We start from the raw sequence: 14,616 nt of genomic DNA on the forward strand, positions 1-14,616 counted from the left end.
GCCTCATCGGTTCGTTGTCTGGCGCAGCAGCATGGTGCCACCGCGCTGGGTAAATTCAAGTTTGTTCAGGGCGCTCATACCGAGCAGCACCTGGTCGCCATGCAGCCCTGGCGCCACCAGTGCGCGGACGTCCCGCAGCACGATGTCGCCCAGTTGCAGGCGGTCGATACGGGTGCGATAGCCCTGGCTCAGGCCGTTGGCCGTGCTCAGGGTCACACCGAAACCTTCTTCCAGCCGCAGGTCTTTCGCGACCTCGGCCGGGATTGCCACGTCGGTCGCGCCGGTGTCGAGCATGAACTCCACCGGCCGGCCGTTGATCAGTCCGCTGGCGACGAAATGTCCCTGGGCGTTACCCGCCAGTTTCACTTCGATCACGCCGCCCACCTGCTCCGAACTGACCACCACGTTGGGATTACGCTGGCGCTCTTCCCACTGGCCGAAAAACCGCGTGGCCAGAAACAGCGCCGCGCACCAGGCCAGAATCATCAACACCCGACCGGCGCGTTTGCCCGGTGGCTGCTGGCTCAAGGCTTGGCACTCCAGCCACCCTCGGGGGCGGCGAAACGCCAGACGATCGGGCGGACTTCGCCATCGGCGCGAGGACCGAAGTTGTTGTCGACGCCGATCCAGGCACCCTCCGTATCAATCACCAACGCCTCTTCGAGCCCGAAGTTCTGGGCGTAGCGACGGTTGCCCTGCAACAGTTCGTCGGCATACGACCAGCAGCGCTCGACCTTGGCCGTCTGCGGATCGCGGCGACAGATCTGGTAGGCGTTGCGCTCAAGGGTGAACAGCTTGCCGTTGAACAATGACAGGTCGGAAAAGTCCCGGTTGACCGGTCTGGCTTTTGGAAACTGCGGCGGCTGCATTTCCATGCCGCCCTCGCTGAGCAGTACGCAGCGACCGTCACAGTCCCAGACCGTCTGCTGACGCTTGATCAGCAGCAAGCCACGGTTTTGCCGTTCGGCGGCCAACCACATCTGATCACCTGCCGGATTGATCGCCAGGCCTTCGAAGATCGCGTTGAATTGCAGCAGCATGCCGCTGGCCCGCGCCTCGCGAACCATCATCGGCGAGATTTTCAGCCACGATGAAGGGCCCTGTGGCGGCACTTGCAAGACGGCGGCGTGGCCTTCGCTGACAATGTAGCGATTGCCGGCGCTGTCGCAGGTGATCCCTTCGAAATCCAGATCGCCGCCACGGACGAACGAGGCCGCCCAAGTCCGCGATTTGATGCCCCACGGCAAGCCGCTGTCGGGCACTGGCGGGGGATCGATGCGCACGGCCGTGGCCTGCCAGACCGGATCGCGGGTATCGAGACGATAGATCTGATCATCGTCGCGGTCCGAGACCGTCCACAGCTCGTTGCCGCACATTGCCAGCCCCGAGAGGTTGCCGCCGCGCATGCCTTCGACCGGATGTTCGGAGAGCACGCGCAGTTCCTGCACGGGCTCCGCCGACACCGTCATCGAGCCCAGCAGCAACGCACCCGCCAGGGCCCAGCCGAAGCGCATCAGGCCAGGACCTCGGCAAGATTACCCTTGGATTCGAGCCAGGACTTGCGGTCGCCGGCGCGTTTCTTCGCCAGCAGCATGTCCATCATTTCCGAGGTCTGGGCGAAGTCTTCGCCGAGGGTCAGTTGCACCAGACGCCGGGTGTTCGGGTCCATGGTGGTTTCACGCAGCTGCGGCGGGTTCATTTCACCCAGGCCCTTGAATCGGGTGACCTGCGGTTTGCCACGTTTCTTCTCGGCCACCAGACGGTCGAGGATCCCGTCGCGCTCGGCTTCATCGAGGGCGTAGTAGATCTCTTTGCCCAGGTCGATGCGGTACAGCGGCGGCATCGCCACGTAGACGTGACCGGCATCCACCAGCGGACGGAAATGCTGGACGAACAAGGCGCAGAGCAAGGTGGCAATGTGCAGACCGTCGGAGTCGGCGTCGGCGAGGATGCAGATCTTGCCGTAGCGCAGCTGGCTCATGTCCTCGGCGCCCGGATCGACACCGATGGCTACCGCAATGTTGTGCACTTCCTGGCTGGCCAGCACTTCGCTGCCGTCGACTTCCCAGGTGTTGAGGATCTTGCCGCGCAACGGCAGGATCGCCTGGAATTCCTTGTCCCGCGCCTGCTTGGCCGAACCGCCGGCGGAATCACCTTCCACCAGGAACAGCTCGGAACGCATCGGGTCCTGCCCGGCGCAGTCCGCCAGTTTGCCCGGCAGCGCCGGCCCCTGGGTGATGCGCTTGCGTTCGACTTTCTTGCTGGCTTTCAGGCGCCGGCCAGCGTTGCTGATCGCCAGTTCCGCCAGCGCCAGACCGGTTTCCGGGTTGGCGTTGAGCCACAGGCTGAACGCGTCCTTGACCACGCCGGAGACGAACGCCGCCGCTTCACGGGACGACAGACGCTCCTTGGTCTGGCCGGAGAATTGCGGCTCCTGCATCTTCATCGACAGGACGAAGGCGATGCGTTCCCAGACGTCTTCCGGCGCCAGTTTCACGCCGCGCGGCAACAGGCTGCGGAATTCGCAGAATTCGCGCATTGCGTCGAGCAGGCCCTGACGCAGACCGTTGACGTGGGTGCCGCCCTGCTCCGTCGGGATCAGGTTGACGTAGCTTTCGGTGACCGAGGTGCCGCCTTCCGGCAGCCACAGCAGCGCCCACTCGACCGCTTCCTTGGTGCCGGCCAGATTGCCGCAGAACGGCGCGTCCGGCAGACGTTCGAATTCGCTGACCGCGTCTACCAGATAGGAACGCAGCCCATCTTCGTAATGCCACTCGACCTTTTCGCCAGTGCCTTTGTCTTCGAAGCTGATCAGCAGTCCCGGACACAAAACGGCCTTGGCCTTGAGCACGTGCTTGAGGCGGCTGATGGAGAATTTCGGCGAATCGAAGTATTTCGGGTCCGGCGCAAAGAACACGCTGGTCCCGGTATTGCGCTTGCCGACGGTGCCGATCACTTGCAGATCGGTGGCCTTGAAGCCGTCGGCGAAGGTCATTTCGTACTCGTTGCCGTCACGCTTGACCCGCACCCGCACCTGGGTCGACAAGGCGTTGACCACGGAAATACCCACCCCGTGCAGACCGCCGGAGAACTGGTAGTTCTTGTTGGAAAACTTGCCGCCCGCATGGAGCTTGGTGAGGATCAGCTCAACGCCCGACACACCCTCCTCCGGGTGGATGTCGACCGGCATGCCGCGACCGTCGTCGCAGACTTCCAGCGAGTGGTCGGCGTGGAGGATGACCTGGATCGATTTGGCGTGGCCGGCCAGGGCTTCGTCGACGCTGTTGTCGATGACTTCCTGGGCGAGGTGGTTCGGCCGACTGGTGTCGGTGTACATGCCGGGGCGTTTGCGCACCGGGTCGAGGCCCGAGAGGACTTCGATGGCGTCGGCGTTATAGGAGCTAGCGCTGGGAGTGGCCATAAGGTCTCGTCGTCAGTGTTCGGTGAATAAGAAAATTAAGGGGGCAACCGCTCACAGCGCGGTGAAATCGATTGCCTGAAACAAATCGGCGCCAATACCGGCAAAACTCAGCAACGCCGGCAACTGCCCGGCAAACCCCTGAAAACTGTGGTCGCCGCCGGCCTGAATGCGCAAGGCACAGGCCCGGTAATACTGCTGGGCATGGCGATAGTCCAGGGTTTCGTCCCCGGTCTGCAACCACACCTGATACCGCTGCGAATCCTGCGGCGCCGGCACTTCCAGTTCGGCCAGGGCCGTCACATGGTCGTGGGTCAATTCCCAGGTTTCGTCGGTGTACAGGTTTTTCTGCGTCCCCAGGTAGCCGTCGAACATCCGGTGCGGACTGACGGCCGGGTTGACCAGCAGGGCTTTCAGGCCATGGCGCTCGGCCAGGTGAGTCGCATAGTAGCCGCCGAGGGAGCTTCCCACCAGTAATGGCCGACCCAGCTCGGCGATTGCCTGCTCCAGCTGACCGATGGCTTCGCGCGGGTGGTGATGCAGCGCCGGGACCCTCAGTTGATCGCTCAAACCCAGACGCTCCATCACCTCGACCAGCTGACAGGCCTTCTTCGAGGCCGGCGCGCTGTTGAAACCGTGGATATAGAGGATCGAACCGGACATTTGAGCTCCCTGGGTGTCGGCTAAAGAAAGCGGAGTTTACAGGGAGTCAGGGGGTGTTGGGCCAGTACCCGAGGAAATCAGCGCCGCGCCCCTGAATCAGTAGCCGTTGGAGCCGTAATCGACCGTGAACCGGAAATCGGTGACACGTTCCACGCCCGTCTCGATCCGCCCATCCGGCAACAACCGCAACCAGCGATACCCCGGTGCCTGCTCGCCGACCTTGAAATCCTCGCTGCCCGGCTCGAATTGAATGCAGGTCGACGGCGAGGCGATCAGTCGCACGCCATTGCGCTCACGATCGATCTCTTGATGCACATGCCCCCACAACACGGCACGGGCCTGCGGGAAACGGTCAAGCACGTCGAAGAACGCTTCGGGATTGCGCAAGCCGATCGGCTCCATCCAGGCACAACCGATCGACACCGGGTGATGGTGGAAACACACCAGATGATGCCGATCCGGCGCCTCGCTCAGCGAACGCGCCAGCAATTGCAGTTGGTCATCCTGCAAATACCCCGGCACCGAGCCCGGCACCGCCGAGTCGAGCAGGGTCACGCGCCAGTTGCCGACATCCACCACCGGCTCAAGCAGCGCACTTTGCACGGCGGCCATTTGCATGATCTGCGGTTCGTCGTGGTTGCCGGGGATCCAGCGGGCTGGAGCATCGATCTGCGCGGTCAGCTGACGAAACTGCTGGTAGGACTCCAGCGTGCCGTCCTGGGAGAGGTCGCCCGTGGCAATCATCAGGTCGATCTGCGGTTGCTGTTCGAGAACCAGCTCGATGACCTTTTGCAGGCTCTCGCGAGTTTTCATGCCCAGCAGCGCGCCGTCCGCCTCGGCGAACAGATGACTGTCGGACAGTTGCACCAGCAACGCCGCATCGGCAGTGGTCAGAGTCGATACGCTCGGCAAGGCGTTCTCCCAGGGCTGGACGCCGGGTCGGAAAGGTTCGCAATTATGCTGGGGGAAGGCCCCGGGAAGAAACCGCCGAACCGGACACAGTTCACAACTTGCCGCTGTAATAGAAACTATCGAACGGCGGCGTACTCGTGACCGCAGGCCAGGCAATGACTCAGCCACTCTCCGAGGAACAGATTGAGCTGGGCCTTTTCGTCCGGCTGATGCATGGCCGCATTGGGGTAAGGATAGACGCCGCGAAAGCGCCGCGCATGTTCGGCGCTGATGACTTCGGCCATGCGCGCGTCGTGATAGACCTGCACTTCCAGCTGTGGCACCGGCAGCCACGGCAGGCTGTGTTCCTGACGCACTTGCAGGGTCGTGGTGTATGGGCAGGTCTGCAACACTTCGATGGCCAGCACGCCGAGCATCTGGTCGCCCTGGGTCACGGCGATGCGCCGCGCCTCAGGTTCGCGGCGCATGTCCGGCAGCAGTCGCATCAGGCGCGCGTAGTTGGCCTCGCAGGCGGCTTGCAGGCCCACGAGGTCGACACGATAACGATCGCGCAGTTTGTTTACGACCATAACCCCCTCACTTCGGCGCGATTGAGCGCCAGCCACTGCAAGGCGATGATGCTCGCCGCATTGGCAATCCGGCCGTCGCGTACGGCCTGCAGCGCATCCTCGAATGCCCAGACCGTGACGCGGATATCTTCTGCCTCTTCCTCCAGCCCATGCAGGCCGCCGACACCTTCGGTGCTGCAACGCCCCAGAAACAGATGCACGAATTCGTTGCTGCCCCCCGGCGACGGGAAATATTGCATCATCGGCCACAACGCCTTGATGTCGAGTCCAGCTTCCTCCTGCGCTTCGCGGCGAGCAACTTCTTCCGGCACTTCTTCCTTGTCGATCAGACCGGCGACCAGCTCCACCAGCCACGGGTTGGCAGTCTTGCCCATGGCACCGACGCGAAACTGTTCGATCAGTACCACCTCATCGCGCTGCGGATCGTAGGGCAGCAGGCACACGGCGTCGTGCCGCACGAACACTTCACGATTGATCTCGCGGCTCATGCCGCCGGCGAACAGTTCGTGGCGCAAATGCACACGGTCGAGCTTGTAGAAGCCCTTGTAGCATTGTTCGCGTCGCACGATATCGATGGCGGCGGGAGTGGCTTTGGCAAGATCGGTCATGGGCATCCTCGTTTACTGCAATTCCAATACGAGGCTGCGTTTTTTGTGACGGGCAACCTCGACTTCGCGCCATCCTAACGCGCCCGCGATGTTTGATGCAGCCCCTTTACCGTCAGCGGGATGGACGGTGGAGGCGAAACCCACTCTAATTAGCTTAGTGGCGAACTGACCGCTTCACAGAGAGTCGAAGCGGTAACTTTTTGCCTTCCCCTGTTTCAGAAAGGACGCCCATGTCGCTTTTCAAAATCGCCTCCGTGGCGGCCATCGCCCTGACCCTGGGCGCCTGTGCCAGCCTGTTCCAGCCCAACTACCGCACGCCGCTGGAAACCACCCGCGACGCCTCGGAAACCCTGAAACCCGGCTGTTCCAACCCGGACTGCCCGCTGGTGAACATCGACACGCTGCACTTCCCGGCCGAGCCTGCGCTGGACGGCATCATCGAAAAACGCCTGCTGCAATTCACCCGCACCGAGCCGAACGAACCGGTGGCGCCGACCCTGGCGGCCTACCGCGAGCAGTTCCTGCGCACGGCCGGCCCGCGCAACAGCAGCTATTTGCAGGCGAAAGTACGCGAGCAGCATGACGGTCTGGTGATTGTCGAAGTGTCGAGCTACCTGGACACCGGCGGCGCCCACGGCACGCCGGGCCGCGGCTTCATCAACTATTCGCGCCAGCAGCACAAGGTGCTGAGCCTGTCGGACATGTTGGTGCCAGGTCAGGAAGAAGCGTTCTGGAAGGCTGCGCAAGTGGCGCATAACAGCTGGCTGATCAGCACCAAGCTCGATCAGGAACCGGAGTACGTGAAAAACTGGCCGTTCGTCAAAACCCCGCACGTGGCCCTGACTTACGGCGGCGTGATCCTCAAGTACGACGTGAGCACCATCGCGCCTTACGCGCTGGGCCACGTCGAACTGAAGATCCCTTACCCGCGCCTGAACGGCATCATCAAGCCCGAGCTGTTTCCCGGCCGTAACTGAAGGCCCGGCCCAGCACGAGTTGCAGCAGCCCTGCCAGGACCAGCGCCGGCAGGGTTGCACCGACATCCGGATACAGGTTGGCCAGCAGGTGATAGGTGCTGATGCCACCCAGCCAGGCCAACAGCGCCGGCCAGCGCAACGCGGCCGAAGCGACCTGGCCACTACGCTTGCGCAGAATGAAGTGATCCACCAGCACCACGCCGAACAGCGGCGCAAATACCGAGCCGATCAGCAGCAGGAAATTCTGGTACTGCGCCAGGGGCGCCAGCAGTGCGATCAGGGTGCAGATCACACCGATGGCCAAGGCCAGATGTTCGACTTTCAGACGTAGCAGAATCCCGCTGGACACCGCCGCCGAGTGAATGTCGGCAAAGGCGTTTTCCGACTCGTCCAGCAGAATCAGCAGCAGCGGAATCCCCAGACCGGCACCGGCCAGTGCCAGCAGCAGCGCATTGACTTCACCGCTCGGCGCAAAGGCCAGGGTGTAGGCGACGCCCAGGCTCATCAGCCAGAAGTTGCCGATGAAAAAACCGATCGCTGTACCGCCGAACACATTCTTCGCCTTCTTGCCGAAACGCGAGTAGTCGGCGATCAGCGGCAGCCACGACAGCGGCATCGCGATGGCAATGTCGAAGCCCACGGCGAGCGGCATCGAACCATCCCCGGCCTGTGCCCACAAGGCGCCCAGATCAGCCTTGGCGAACAGGTTCCAGGTCAGCCAGATGCACGCGGCCAGAATCAGCCAGATGCCCCATTTGCGCAGGATCTTGCGCACGAATGTCAGCGGCCCGCTGACGGCGAGCAAGGTTGCCAGTGCACCGAAGCACAACGTCCACAACATCGGACTCGCCCACAGCGAACCTTCGCTGAACGCACGGGTACCCAGCAGGCTGGCGGCATCACGCATGACGATGATTTCGAACGAGCCCCAACCGATCAGTTGCAGCAGGTTGAGCAGCGCCGGCAGGCTCGCGCCTTTGCTGCCAAGGCTGAGTTTCAGCGCGGCCATCGACGACAGGCCGGTGTCGCTGCCGATCACGCCAACGGCGGCCAGCAACAGGACGCCGACCAGGGTGCCAAGGAAGATCGCCAGCAGCGATCCCGACAGCCCCAACCCTGGCGCCAGCAGCGCACCGGTCTGCAAGACCATCAGGCCGATGCCGAGGGAAAACCACAGGGAAAACAGATCGCGACCGCCGAACACACGCTTGTCGGCGGGCACAGCGAGGTCGGGGGAATAAGTACCGGGTTGAATGCTCAAGGGTGTTATCTCAGAGGGACATTTGTTGTTGTGTCGATCAATCGCCAGCAGGCTGGCTCCCACAGAGGACTTGTGGCGCCCACAAATCCCCTGTGGGAGCCAGCCTGCTGGCGATGGGGCCTGCACAGGCCCCACCCTTTCAGGTCAGATCAAACCTTCTTGTACAGCTGACTGCCTTCCTTCTTGAACCGCTCGGCCTGTTCCGCCAGGCCCTGGGCGACGTCCACGTCGACCGCGTCGATCCGCTGGTTGGCCGCGTATTCGCGGACTTCCTGGGTGATCTTCATCGAGCAGAATTTCGGCCCGCACATCGAACAGAAATGCGCGACCTTCGCCGAATCCTTCGGCAGGGTTTCATCGTGATACGAACGGGCGGTGTCCGGGTCCAGACCGAGGTTGAACTGGTCTTCCCAACGGAACTCGAACCGCGCCTTGCTCAAGGCGTTGTCACGGATCTGCGCGCCCGGATGTCCTTTGGCCAGGTCCGCTGCGTGGGCCGCGATCTTGTAGGTGATGATCCCGGTCTTCACGTCATCCTTGTTCGGCAGGCCGAGGTGTTCCTTCGGCGTCACGTAGCAAAGCATCGCGCAACCGAACCAGCCGATCATCGCTGCACCGATACCCGAAGTGATGTGGTCATAACCCGGTGCGATGTCGGTGGTCAGCGGGCCGAGGGTGTAGAACGGCGCCTCGTCGCAGCACTCCAGCTGCTTGTCCATGTTCTCCTTGATCAACTGCATCGGCACGTGGCCCGGGCCTTCGATCATGCACTGCACGTCGTGTTTCCAGGCAATCTTGGTCAGCTCGCCGAGGGTCTCCAGTTCGCCGAATTGCGCTTCGTCGTTGGCGTCGGCAATCGAGCCCGGACGCAGGCCGTCGCCCAGCGAGAAGCTGACGTCGTAGGCCTTCATGATTTCGCAGATTTCGTCGAAGTGGGTGTAGAGGAAGTTCTCTTTGTGGTGCGCCAGGCACCACTTGGCCATGATCGAGCCGCCACGGGAAACGATGCCGGTCACACGCTTGGCGGTCAGCGGCACGTAGCGCAACAGCACGCCGGCGTGGATGGTGAAGTAGTCGACGCCCTGCTCTGCCTGCTCGATCAGCGTGTCGCGGAACAGCTCCCAGGTCAGGTCTTCGGCAACACCGTTGACTTTTTCCAGTGCCTGATAGATCGGCACGGTGCCGATCGGAACCGGCGAGTTGCGGATGATCCACTCGCGGGTTTCGTGGATGTGCTTGCCGGTGGACAAGTCCATGACCGTGTCCGAACCCCAGCGAATGCCCCAGGTCAGTTTCGCCACTTCTTCTTCGATGGACGAACCCAGCGCGCTGTTACCGATGTTGCCGTTGATCTTCACCAGGAAGTTACGGCCGATGATCATCGGTTCCAGTTCGACGTGGTTGATGTTGGCCGGGATGATCGCGCGGCCACGGGCGATTTCTTCGCGGACGAACTCAGGGGTGATTTCTTTCGGGATGCTCGCGCCGAAGCTGTGGCCGGCGTGTTGCTGGTTCAGCAGGCCGGCGGCGCGGGCCTCTTGCAGCTTCATGTTTTCGCGGATGGCGACATATTCCATCTCGGCGGTGATGATGCCTTTGCGCGCGTAGTGCATCTGGCTGACGTTGGCCCCGGCCTTGGCGCGGCGCGGGTTGTTGACGTGGGCAAAACGCAGCTTGGTCAGCTCCGGATCGGCCAGGCGTTCCTGACCGAAATTCGAGCTCAGGCCCGGCAGGCGTTCGGTGTCGCCACGGTCGTCGATCCACGCCGAACGCACATCGCCCAGACCTTTGCGCACGTCGATCACCACGTTCGGATCGGTGTACGGGCCGGAGGTGTCGTAGACGGTGACCGGCGCGTTGATTTCGCCGCCGAAGTCGGTCGGGGTCACATCGAGGGTGATTTCGCGCATCGGCACGCGGATGTCCGGGCGGGAGCCCTGAACGTAGACTTTTTGCGAACGGGTGAACGGTTGAACCGACTGCTCGTCGACCTTGGCCGAGTCACTCAGGTTGATCGCGTTTTTAGATTTTGTAGTCATCACGGGCTCTCCAGACAGCATCCAGGCAGTGGATTGTCGGAGCAGAACCTGAAAGGCACGGACGCACCAGGACTGGTGCTGTGCATCGTCGTCGAGCGTTCGATTGTCGAACAATTTCCCGGACGAAGCACAAGAGGACTCGCCGGGTGACGAGAAATCTTGTTCCCTACGCAGGCGCTAACCTGATCAGGTTCAACGGGATCCGAAATTATTCGATCTCAGCCTCATAGCAAGGCACCCCGACAAGAACCCGGCCAGTCTAGACACAACCGGCAAAGAACGCCAACACCGCAGCAAACACCATGATGAATGGCGCAATTGCGGCGGCCGACAGGATTGTGAGCGCCTCAATGCGCTACTACACTCGCCTTGCCCTGCTGCGCCTTGACGCTATGCGGCCCGCGCCTTACCTTTGGCGCCCGGATTATTTCCATAATATTCATGCTAGGGATCGCCTCATGCTGCGCAAACTCTCACTGGCTGTTGCCGTGTCTTGTGCGTCCAACGCAATGGTCTGGGCAGCAGAAGCGCCCTTGTCGACCAGGACCGATCTGGTCAGCGTCTATCAGGAAGCGGTCGACAACAACGCCGATCTGGCCGCCGCCCGCGCCCAGTACGGCGCCCAGAAAGAAGTGGTGCCCCAGGCCCGCGCCGGGCTGCTGCCGAACCTCTCCGGCGGCGCCGAAACCGCCAGCGTGCGCACCTCGATCGACCAGCCTTCGGCCATCGCCAACCGCAGCGCGCACTCCTATCAGGCGACCCTGGCGCAGCCGCTGTTCCGCGCCGATCGCTGGTTCCAGTACCAGGCCGCCAAGGACGTCAACGAGCAGGCCGCGCTGCAACTGTCGGCCACCGAGCAGAATCTGATCCTGCAATCGGCAGAAAGCTACTTCAACGTGCTGCGCAGCCAGGACAACCTGGCCTCGACCAAGGCTGAAGAAGCCGCGTTCAAGCGCCAGCTCGACCAGTCCAACGAACGCTTCGACGTGGGCCTGTCGGACAAGACCGACGTACTTCAATCGCAAGCCAGTTACGACACCGCCCGGGCCAACCGGATCGTCGCCCAGCGTCAGGTCGATGATGCGTTCGAAGCGCTGATCACCCTGACCAACCGTCAGTACAACTCGATTCAGGGCATTGTCCACACCCTGCCGATCCTGCCGCCGGCGCCGAACGACGCCAAGGCCTGGGTCGACACCGCCGCGAAGCAGAACCTCAACCTGCTGGCCAGCAACTATGCGGTGAGCTCCGCCGAACAGACCTTGAAACAGCGCAAGGCCGGTCACCTGCCGACCCTCGACGCCGTGGCCAAATACGAAAAAGGCGACAACGACGCCCTCGGGTTCTCCAACCCGAGCGCCTTCGGCACGCCTTATCACGGTAACGTCGAGCAGAGCACCGTAGGCCTGCAACTGAACATCCCGATCTACAGCGGCGGACTGACCAGCTCCCAGGTGCGCCAGTCTTATGCACAACTGGATCAGAGCGAGCAGCAGCGCGAAAGCCTGCGCCGGCAGATCGTGGAAAACACCCGCAACCTGCACCGCGCGGTGAACACCGACGTAGAACAGGTGCAGGCGCGCCGCCAGTCGATCATCTCCAACCAGAGCGCGGTGGAAGCCACGGAAATCGGTTATCAGGTGGGGACGCGCAACATCGTCGACGTGCTCGACGCCCAGCGTCAGCTCTACACCTCGGTGCGCAACTACAACAACACCCGCTACGACTACATCCTCGACAACCTGCGCCTGAAGCAGGCGGCGGGGACGTTGAACCCGGGTGACCTGCAGGACCTGACCCGTTATCTGAAAGCCGACTACAACCCGGACAAGGACTTCCTGCCGCCGGATCTGGCCAAGGCCGCCGAAGAACAGCTCAAGGCCCGGCCCTGACACAAAAAAAACGCAGCCCTGAGGCTGCGTTTTTTTATGGGTGGTCGATCAACCTTCCCAGGCCATCGAGCAATCGCTGAAGCGCGCCCTGATTGCGGCGCATAACGTTCAATCCGGCTTCGGCCATGCGCTGTGCATCGCGCGGCAATTCGAACAGCCGCTGCACTTCCGTCGCCAGACCTTCGGCGTCATCCACCTCGGCCAACGCCCCGGCGCTGCGCAACTGCGCGGCGATGTCGAGGAAGTTGAACAGGTGCGGGCCGCTGATCACCGGTTTCGCCAGGGCTGCCGGCTCCAGCAGGTTGTGCCCGCCGTTGGGCACCAGGCTGCCGCCTACAAACGCGCTGTCGGCCAGGGCGTAGAGAAACAGCAACTCGCCCATGGTATCGCCGAGCAGCACCGACGTTGCGGCATCGACGTTGGCGCCGGTCGAACGACGCACCGTGGCAAACCCTTCGTGCTGGCACAGTTCGAACACCGAGTTGAAACGCTCCGGATGACGCGGCACCAGAATCAGCAGCGCATCGGGATGGTTGGCCAGCAAACGGCGATGGGCATTGAGCACCACCTCGTCTTCGCCTTCATGGGTGCTGGCGGCGATCCACACCGGACGCTCCAGCGCCTGCCATTGGCCGCGCAGTTCAGCGGCGCGTTGCAACAGCTGCGGGTCGATGGTCAGGTCGAACTTGATCGAGCCGGTGACTTCGACCGTCTCCGGGCGTGCGCCCAAATCGCGGAAGCGCTGGGCTTCGGCTTCGGTCTGCACGGCGAACAGGCTCATTTCGGCCAGCATCGGCGCGGTCAGTTTGCTGAACCGGCCGTAGCCTTTGGCCGAGCGCTCGGACAGTCGACCGTTGGCCAGTGCCACCGGAATCCCGCGTTTGGCGCATTGATGAATGTGGTTCGGCCAGAGTTCGGTTTCCATGATCACCGCCAGTTTCGGCTGCACGCGATCGAGAAAACGCGCCGCCGCGCAGGGCAAATCGTAAGGCAGGTAGCAATGCTGGATGCGCGGCTCATTGGCGAACATCGCATGAATGCGCTCCGAACCGGTCGGCGTCATGCAGGTCACGGTGATCGGAAGCGTCGGATAACGTTGCAGCAGCGCGCGAATCATCGGCGCGGCCGCAATGCTTTCGCCCACCGACACGGCGTGAACCCAGATGCCACCGGGTTGCAATGTCGGCATGCCGTAGGAGAAACGTTCGCCAATCCGTTTGGCATACGCCGGCGCCTTGCGCGAACGCAGCCATAGCCGAATCGCCACCAATGGCAGCCCCAGGTAAAACAGCGCGGTGTAGAGAGTTCTATTCATGGCGGCGGAGTTTATCGGCTTTTGCCGCCGATCGCCCGCAGGTGTATGGCAAATCGCTCCGCCAGCCAACGTGCCGCCGGCCCGAGCGGTTCGTCACGACGCCAGACCAGCTCCACCACCAGCGCCGGTGGCGTCCATTCGCTGTCGAGTTCCACCATCAGGCCCTGATAGGCCGAGTACTGCACCACATGACGCGGCAGCCAGGCCCAGCCGAGGTCGCGCACCAGCCATTCGGCCATGACGTAGAAACTGTCGGCACGCCAGACCTGCGGGCTGGCCGGCTCGCTGCCGGGGTAGACGCTGGTCTGGGTCGACATCAGCAGTTGCCGATGTTGCGCCAGTTGCTGGCAATTGACCCGGGATTGCGCGGCCAGCGGATGATTGACGCCACAGACCGTGACCATTTCCACACTGCCCAACACCCGACGCTCCAGCGCTTCGGGGATTTCATCGTGATAGAACAACAGCCCGAGATCGGCCCGGCGCTCCACCAGTTTGCGCGAGACTTCGCCTTGAGCGGCACTGGTCAGTTGTACCTCCAGGCTCGGAAACTGCTCGGCCAATGCACCGAAACTTTCCACCAGTGCCTGATAGGGCATCGCCTCATCCTGAGCCACGCGCAGTTGCGCTTCCTGGCCACGCACCATGGCCATGGCACGACCGTTCAGGCGCTCGCACTGACGCAGCACTTCCCGCGCTTCTTCGAGCAAGGCTTCGCCCGCTTCGGTAAGACTCGGCTGGCGACCGCTGCTACGCTCGAACAGACTGACACCGAGGTCGTCTTCCAGCATCGCGATCGCGCTGCTGATCGCCGACTGTGCCTTGCGTTGCTGGCGCGCCACGGCGGAGAACGAACGCTGTTCGGCGACCGCAATGAACACGCGCAACTGATCCAGATTCCACTGCATGTCCATCGGGCAACCCATCTTCAAAACAGATAGGTAATGACTTTACCCCATCCG

At 62.5% G+C, this 14,616-nt stretch carries 13 protein-coding genes and 1 riboswitch; of the genes, 2 read left to right on the plus strand and 11 right to left on the minus strand.

What is annotated here, in order from left to right; all coding sequences use genetic code 11:
• Positions 1 to 3: 3 nt before the first annotated feature.
• From AC07NR_RS14545 to AC07NR_RS14575, 7 genes are all read right to left on the minus strand, one after another.
• Positions 4 to 528: a retropepsin-like aspartic protease family protein gene (locus AC07NR_RS14545; RefSeq protein WP_134825277.1), complete on the minus strand. Its 525-nt coding sequence runs from the start codon at positions 526 to 528 to the stop codon at positions 4 to 6.
• On the minus strand, positions 525 to 1,514 hold the full coding sequence (locus tag AC07NR_RS14550) for an esterase-like activity of phytase family protein (protein ID WP_495078834.1): 990 nt from the start codon (positions 1,512 to 1,514) through the stop codon (positions 525 to 527). The genes AC07NR_RS14545 and AC07NR_RS14550 overlap by 4 nt, the downstream gene beginning before the upstream one ends.
• Positions 1,514 to 3,421: a DNA topoisomerase IV subunit B gene (gene parE / locus AC07NR_RS14555; RefSeq protein ID WP_114881197.1), complete on the minus strand. Its 1,908-nt coding sequence runs from the start codon at positions 3,419 to 3,421 to the stop codon at positions 1,514 to 1,516. The genes AC07NR_RS14550 and parE overlap by 1 nt, the downstream gene beginning before the upstream one ends.
• Before the next feature lie 51 nt (positions 3,422 to 3,472).
• Entirely contained in the window at positions 3,473 to 4,081 is a 609-nt protein-coding gene (locus tag AC07NR_RS14560) for a YqiA/YcfP family alpha/beta fold hydrolase (protein WP_085711138.1), read from the minus strand.
• Between the two features lie 96 nt (positions 4,082 to 4,177).
• Complete coding sequence (cpdA, locus tag AC07NR_RS14565; RefSeq protein ID WP_305833221.1) at positions 4,178 to 4,993, minus strand: 3',5'-cyclic-AMP phosphodiesterase; 816 nt, start codon at positions 4,991 to 4,993, stop codon at positions 4,178 to 4,180.
• A gap of 116 nt (positions 4,994 to 5,109) precedes the next feature.
• On the minus strand, positions 5,110 to 5,562 hold the full coding sequence (locus AC07NR_RS14570; protein WP_085711136.1) for a DUF1249 domain-containing protein: 453 nt from the start codon (positions 5,560 to 5,562) through the stop codon (positions 5,110 to 5,112).
• Positions 5,553 to 6,170 carry an NUDIX domain-containing protein gene (locus AC07NR_RS14575; RefSeq protein ID WP_134825273.1) on the minus strand — a complete coding sequence of 206 codons (618 nt, stop codon included), beginning with the start codon at positions 6,168 to 6,170 and terminating at the stop codon, positions 5,553 to 5,555. The genes AC07NR_RS14570 and AC07NR_RS14575 overlap by 10 nt, the downstream gene beginning before the upstream one ends.
• A gap of 230 nt (positions 6,171 to 6,400) precedes the next feature.
• On the opposite strand from AC07NR_RS14575, the gene AC07NR_RS14580 reads away from it, so the two are divergent.
• The gene (locus tag AC07NR_RS14580) at positions 6,401 to 7,147 is read left to right on the plus strand and encodes an RsiV family protein (RefSeq protein WP_495078835.1); all 747 of its coding nucleotides are present in this window, start codon (positions 6,401 to 6,403) and stop codon (positions 7,145 to 7,147) included.
• Here the strand turns inward: AC07NR_RS14580 and cytX are convergent.
• A complete protein-coding gene (cytX, locus tag AC07NR_RS14585; RefSeq protein ID WP_085711133.1) occupies positions 7,116 to 8,408 on the minus strand; it encodes a putative hydroxymethylpyrimidine transporter CytX in 1,293 nt (430 codons plus the stop codon). The genes AC07NR_RS14580 and cytX overlap by 32 nt on opposite strands.
• Positions 8,409 to 8,557: 149 nt before the next feature.
• On the minus strand, positions 8,558 to 10,447 hold the full coding sequence (thiC, locus tag AC07NR_RS14590; RefSeq protein ID WP_085711132.1) for a phosphomethylpyrimidine synthase ThiC: 1,890 nt from the start codon (positions 10,445 to 10,447) through the stop codon (positions 8,558 to 8,560).
• Positions 10,448 to 10,593: 146 nt separating this feature from the next.
• Positions 10,594 to 10,699: riboswitch (TPP riboswitch) on the minus strand.
• Positions 10,700 to 10,905: 206 nt separating this feature from the next.
• On the opposite strand from thiC, the gene AC07NR_RS14595 reads away from it, so the two are divergent.
• On the plus strand, positions 10,906 to 12,339 hold the full coding sequence (locus AC07NR_RS14595) for a TolC family outer membrane protein (protein ID WP_114881190.1): 1,434 nt from the start codon (positions 10,906 to 10,908) through the stop codon (positions 12,337 to 12,339).
• 34 nt (positions 12,340 to 12,373) lie between these two features.
• On the opposite strand, the gene waaA is transcribed toward AC07NR_RS14595, so the two are convergent.
• Together waaA and AC07NR_RS14605 are read right to left on the minus strand one after the other, a co-directional pair.
• Entirely contained in the window at positions 12,374 to 13,654 is a 1,281-nt protein-coding gene (waaA, locus tag AC07NR_RS14600) for a lipid IV(A) 3-deoxy-D-manno-octulosonic acid transferase (RefSeq protein WP_495078836.1), read from the minus strand.
• Positions 13,655 to 13,665: 11 nt separating this feature from the next.
• Positions 13,666 to 14,568: a LysR family transcriptional regulator gene (locus AC07NR_RS14605; protein WP_423204774.1), complete on the minus strand. Its 903-nt coding sequence runs from the start codon at positions 14,566 to 14,568 to the stop codon at positions 13,666 to 13,668.
• Between the last annotated feature and the right edge of the window lie 48 nt (positions 14,569 to 14,616).

The organism is Pseudomonas sp. GW821-FHT09C09, assembly GCF_059418105.1.